This is a genomic window from Psychrobacter sp., from assembly GCF_018260395.1.
In the GTDB taxonomy this organism is placed as follows: domain Bacteria; phylum Pseudomonadota; class Gammaproteobacteria; order Pseudomonadales; family Moraxellaceae; genus Psychrobacter.
The window spans coordinates 1-5,248 of sequence record NZ_JAGLBC010000024.1 but is presented as its reverse complement, the minus strand read 5'-3'; the positions used below and the strand labels follow the sequence as shown (position 1 = coordinate 5,248).

Sequence of the window (5,248 nt, the reverse complement as noted above, 5' to 3'; positions counted from 1 at the left end):
CGCCAAAACCACCAAAAAGCCTGCCAGTGCGGAAAAACAGCGTGCCAAGCAGCGTGCCAAGCAAGTGCTCGGTGATCAAGAGGCAGTGGACGTACTTGATGCCCGTCCTGATCCTAAGCTGATGCAAAAAGTTGAAGAAGAAATTAATAACGCGTCGGGTGACAAGGACTTATTAAATAACAATAGCCCTCAAGAATAAATACCTTCAATCAAACTCACTTATGCATTTGTCCTAAAAACTTTTTGGCTATGAATTTAGTTTATAAATAGGTCTATTCAACCAAGCGCCCACGATAAATAAACCGCCCATACAAACCTTCAATACAAACCGCCTATACAAACCGCCAATACGAACCACCCATAAGGAGACCATTATGTCATACGATATTCAACTACCAGAGAGTCAATCTGCCGTTACCCTGACAGAATTTGGTGCGCCTGAGGTATTACACTATCAAACCGACGTCGACGTTCCTAAGATGGGTGATAAGCAAGTGCTGGTGAAAATCGCTTATGCCAGTGTCAATCCTGTCGATTACAAAACCCGTCAAGGCTTAGGTTGGGGTGCGGATAATATCAAGAACAACCAATATGCCAACGGCAAGCCCGCTATTTTAGGCTTTGATATGGCAGGGGAAGTCGTGGCCAGTAATAGTCAAACCTTTAAAGTGGGCGATAAAGTGGCGGCGCTAAACTTCAAAGGTGGCTGCTATGCACAATATAATGTAGTAGACGCAGAGTTATTGGCTAAGGTGCCTGACAGTGTTGACCTAAAAACGGCGGGTGCGTTGCCTTGTGTAGGGTTGACTGCTTATCAGTCTATCAAGTTTGCCTTTGGCATGGCTGACATAAAGTCTGACGATCATGTGGTCATGAATGCGCCTGCCGGCGGTGTAGGGCATCTCATGGTGCAAATGCTGATGCAAAAGGTTGAGCAGCAAGGTATTAAGCTGACGGTTATTTGTTCCCCTGAGAAGTACAAAAAACTTGAAAGCCTTATCGATACTACTAAACTTGCTGGCTGGATTGACTATACCAAAGAGGACGACTTTCCATCATTACAGGCTGATTTACTGATGGACTTAGTGGGCAATGAGGCAGGCGTGCGAGCATTATCGGTGCTTAAAGAGCAAGGACAGGTGGTGGTATTGCCCTCAATCTGGGTCGATAAACTACAACAAGCGGGCTTAAACAAAAACATCAAGGTCAAAGGGTTCAAAGCCAATCCCAATGGCGAGGACTTAAGCGACGTGCTGGCTATGATCGAATCTTGCGAGATTAAGCTGCACTTTCAAAACACTTATCCGTTAGCGCAAGCCGAGCAGGCACACCACGAAATTGAGAAAGGAGATAGCTTTGGCAAGATAGTGCTTGAGTTGTAGCTTATCCTGCCATCTTTTTCTATCTTGCTTATTTGATTGCTTTTTTACCTACTTACTGAGGTGGTGCCTATCGAATATATGCTATCGATTTTTCAGTATCAAAGCTCACGTCACATATCAAACTTTTGCGCAGACCAACTGCCACTCATCTCAGGTAAGAATCGTCCATCATCGACAGTATTCACTTCTCTGTTGATAAGATGATTTAGTTTATCATTCAGGGTTAATAGGATATCTTGATAGGTCTCTTTTTCTAATGCTAAATTCACCAGTTCATCAGGGTCTACGTGCAAGTCAAAAAGCTGAACATCATTTAACTCAAAAATCTCGTCTAAGCTTTGCGGTTGATTATGGTGTTTGGGCGAGAAGTAGCGGGTAAATTTATAGCGACCATCAAACACACTACGAATAGCACCACGCTTATCAAAATCAATACCTAAGGTGTGGGACGCCATCTCCTCAGCGCTTAAGTTGCTGTTTTGCAGCTTTTGCATGTGTACCATAAAGTCACTATCGAGATATGCCCACATGTTGTAGCAATATAAAACGCCCTCCCGTAACTCATTGACGTGTGCCTTATTGCCAAGATTTAATAACGGAGTCAGATTGTAACCGTGTAATTCGGTCATCATATCTTGTGCAAGATCTGCATTAGGGCCTGCCCAAGCCATAAATGTTGGCACTAGGTCCAAATGTGAGGTCAAAGCCTGACAGGTTTGTCCATGCGTTTCGGGGTAAGCAGGATGAGATATGAGCAAAGGTACATGATTTTGTTCATGATATGCCGTCGCGCCCTTACCATGCGTGGCATGACTACCCCCTAATTCACCATGATCAGAGGTCAGAACGACGACCGTGTTATCGTCAATACCCAAGGCTTCGAGTTCATCGAGTATGTTTTCGACCATGATGTCAGTGTGTAAAATACAATTAAAATAATAATTTAATAACCGCTCCCAGCGTCCATCTTCGTTAGGAAATGAACCGACCAACGTATCTCGTGCTCTTTGATACTCAGCGTGAGCAGGAGGTCTGCCTTTATTATCAAAGGGTTCAGTGCGGCTCTTTGGCAGTTTTATTTGCCACTGCTTGTCGTACAAGGGTGTCTCAGGCGCATGCAAAGTGGCAATGAGTGGTGGCGGAGTATCTTGAATGTGTTGACCAGGTGCATCGGTATTAAAAAACATAACATCATGGGGATTGACTAGATTAACCGCTAAAAACCAAGGATGACCCTCGTGATCCAATTCATTGCCTCTCACCCTTAACCACTGAATAGCCTGAGCGGTGGTTAAGTGGTCATTTATCCAGCCCCCATGCGCCATTCCTATCACATCACCAATACCGACATAATCCTTAAAACCGTATTGAGCAATACGTTGGGTCAGATCACTATCAGGTGTCGCATACTTATCAAGCTTACCCATGTCAGAAAGATGCCACTTACCTTTGTAGGCAGTATAGTACTTGGCTTTGGTTAATAAATGAGCAATGTTTGTCATATTTGGGTCAAGCTCATATGACCAAGGAAAATCTAAATTATCGAACAATTTTGTATCTTGAATGTGTTGACCAGTATAAATAACGGAGCGTGAAGACGTACAGACAGCAGAGGCTATATGATGGTTTATAAATTCAACCCCGCGTTGTTTTAATCTTTCTCGGCCGGGTAGATGGTAACCTTCAGGGAGAAAGGCCTTATCAAAATACCGTTCTTGATCGGTCAATATAAACAGTATATTAAATGGATCTTTACCAAGACGTTTTTTTTGGTGTTTGCTGTACGCTTTGTCAGTCTTATTAATGGGGGCATCGTTTGAACTGCTAGAATTGTGGTTCACATCTTGCTTATTAGATTGACTATCATCAAGGCTATTAACTGAAGAGGCACTCGAACTTTCCATAAAACAATCCCTTTAAATATATTTAACCCTTCATGATTATTTGAGTTGTTAATTGATAGCCTGTGGACAAGAGTAGGCATACCTATCTAGTACTACCACTGCGCTAAAGATATCGATTAAATCAATCAACTTCATTCAACCAATCAATTAATCTATTCATCAATATAATTAAAGTGGCAGTCTTAATTGCCGCTCGTATTAAATGCACATCCTTTGACTAGCGTATCACGCCAAGTTTTATCAACATCCTTCTTCGCTATCCTCACAATCTAACAATGCATCTAGACTATCCACTGCCTCATTCAGGTCTTGAATAAGATGATCACAAGAGCCATATGCTCTATCATTACCGCTATACTTTCCGGTATGTTTGGCTTGGTTGCCATCTGTCCAATCTTTACTGACACGCTTTGCGGTATTGTTATTAATATGTTCCATCACAGTAGTCTCCTTGGTTACGCTCTACTGGCCAGTCTTATCATAAGAGCCAGTCTTACCTTACTTGCTATTGCTTTATAGTCTTGCCATGACCTATAAAATGATATCAGAGCCGATTAATAGCATAATTTAAGTATACGCCTGTAAACTTTGGTAGATATGTTTATTTCTAGTAAATATAGTATTCATTATTACGTTAGTTGAAGAAGGATATGGAATAATCTTAAATATCCGTCGTATCTGGCGTCTTTAGGAATAACACTATGAAAAATTGGACATTAAATTTAATTGCCTATTCTACTTTCCTAAGCGCGAGCCTATATTCTCTGCCTGCACATTCGGCAAGTTTTAACTGCAACAAAGCCAGTAGCACAGTCGAACACTTAATCTGTACCAATCCCGAATTATCGAAACTTGATGAATCATTAGCCTTGCAATACAAAGCTGAAAGAGAGGACGCCAAAGATAATAAATATGACTATTCAGATGAAATACGTGCTAAACAAATTCAGTGGCTTACCTTTCAGCGCAATACATGTACTGATGAATCCTGCCTGCTTCGTGAATACCAAGAACGGTTGGGGTGCGATAAAGAACATGACGGACATTGCGGTAATGAACATGGCCGATCTGATATTGTTGATAACAAGGCGTTTGGCACCTTTGCCGAATCAATACGAATAACATTTTATAATCCTGAAGCTCCTAATAATGAAGATGTCTCTAATTTTACCAATGAGATTAGCATTCATAAAGTTGAACAATTACCTTATCTCGCTGTTATTGATAGCACGCTAATTTTTGATAGAGGGCATACATGCAATATAGGAGAGGTATTAGCAACATGGGCGCAAAACCATTGGGTATTAAAAGACACTTATGATGGAAAGAATCTTGAGTTACGTTTTTATCCAGCTACTCATAATGGCAAGACCAAGCTTTTAGTAAGAGACATTGATGATCATTATCGAGAAAGCGCTTGCGGTATGCGTGGCTATTTTGATGGGCTAGTGTTTGAAAGGCAGTAGGGGGGGGTGTTTCTTCAATTGTGTATTTTAGTTTGAAGGAAGGGTGATATTTTACTGACGCTATTTAATAAAAGCTCGATCAGCTTTTTAGTTCCAAATTAGTTCCAAAAAAAGTTAAACGGTATTTCGCTAAATATAAAGTACCTTATACAAGTGCTTTATTAGTTAAATATAGTTTATAGTGTCTTATAATAAATTGAATTAATAATTATTAGAACTTTTAACAATTTTAGGAACTATCATGAGCACTAGTGATAACGATGACAGCTCAAGTATCGAAATTTATCAAAGCGAAGATGGACAGGTACAGGTCGATGTTCACTTTGATAAAGAAACCGCTTGGCTCACTCAAGCTCAAATGACGTCGTTATTTGGCCGAGACCAATCGGTTATATCTCGTCATATAAATAATGCTTTAAGAGATGGAGAAATCTACGAGGAAAGCAATATGCAAAAAATGCATATTGCAAATTCAGATAAACCCGTTGCCTTTTAT

The 5,248-nt window shown here is 40.7% G+C and carries 4 protein-coding genes and 2 pseudogenes; 4 read left to right on the top strand and 2 right to left on the bottom strand.

Annotation, left to right across the window (positions count from 1 at the left end; genetic code table 11):
- Both QZ265_RS03450 and QZ265_RS03445 read left to right on the top strand, forming a co-directional pair.
- Positions 1–199, top strand: a pseudogene (locus tag QZ265_RS03450) (mechanosensitive ion channel protein MscS); the annotation flags it as partial.
- Positions 200–374: 175 nt separating this feature from the next.
- Positions 375–1,382 (top strand): NADP-dependent oxidoreductase, encoded by a 1,008-nt coding sequence (locus QZ265_RS03445; RefSeq protein WP_296403436.1) that lies wholly within the window; start codon positions 375–377, stop codon positions 1,380–1,382.
- Between the two features lie 110 nt (positions 1,383–1,492).
- On the opposite strand, the gene QZ265_RS03440 is transcribed toward QZ265_RS03445, so the two are convergent.
- Positions 1,493–3,286 carry a sulfatase-like hydrolase/transferase gene (locus QZ265_RS03440; RefSeq protein WP_296403434.1) on the bottom strand — a complete coding sequence of 598 codons (1,794 nt, stop codon included), beginning with the start codon at positions 3,284–3,286 and terminating at the stop codon, positions 1,493–1,495.
- Positions 3,287–3,526: 240 nt separating this feature from the next.
- Entirely contained in the window at positions 3,527–3,724 is a 198-nt protein-coding gene (locus tag QZ265_RS03435; RefSeq protein ID WP_296403433.1) for a hypothetical protein, read from the bottom strand.
- A 263-nt stretch (positions 3,725–3,987) separates the two neighbouring features.
- Here QZ265_RS03435 and QZ265_RS03430 point away from each other — a divergent pair, with 263 nt between their 5' ends.
- Positions 3,988–4,752 carry a lysozyme inhibitor LprI family protein gene (locus tag QZ265_RS03430; protein ID WP_296403430.1) on the top strand — a complete coding sequence of 255 codons (765 nt, stop codon included), beginning with the start codon at positions 3,988–3,990 and terminating at the stop codon, positions 4,750–4,752.
- A 241-nt stretch (positions 4,753–4,993) separates the two neighbouring features.
- Positions 4,994–5,248 (top strand): annotated as a pseudogene (locus QZ265_RS03425) (hypothetical protein); the annotation flags it as partial.

Coding starts and splice junctions, on each gene's coding strand:
- QZ265_RS03445 (WP_296403436.1), top strand. CDS start 375: ATGTCATACGATATTCAACTACCAGAGAGTCAATCTGCCGTTACCCTG.
- QZ265_RS03435 (WP_296403433.1), bottom strand. CDS start 3,724: ATGGAACATATTAATAACAATACCGCAAAGCGTGTCAGTAAAGATTGG.
- QZ265_RS03440 (WP_296403434.1), bottom strand. CDS start 3,286: ATGGAAAGTTCGAGTGCCTCTTCAGTTAATAGCCTTGATGATAGTCAA.
- QZ265_RS03430 (WP_296403430.1), top strand. CDS start 3,988: ATGAAAAATTGGACATTAAATTTAATTGCCTATTCTACTTTCCTAAGC.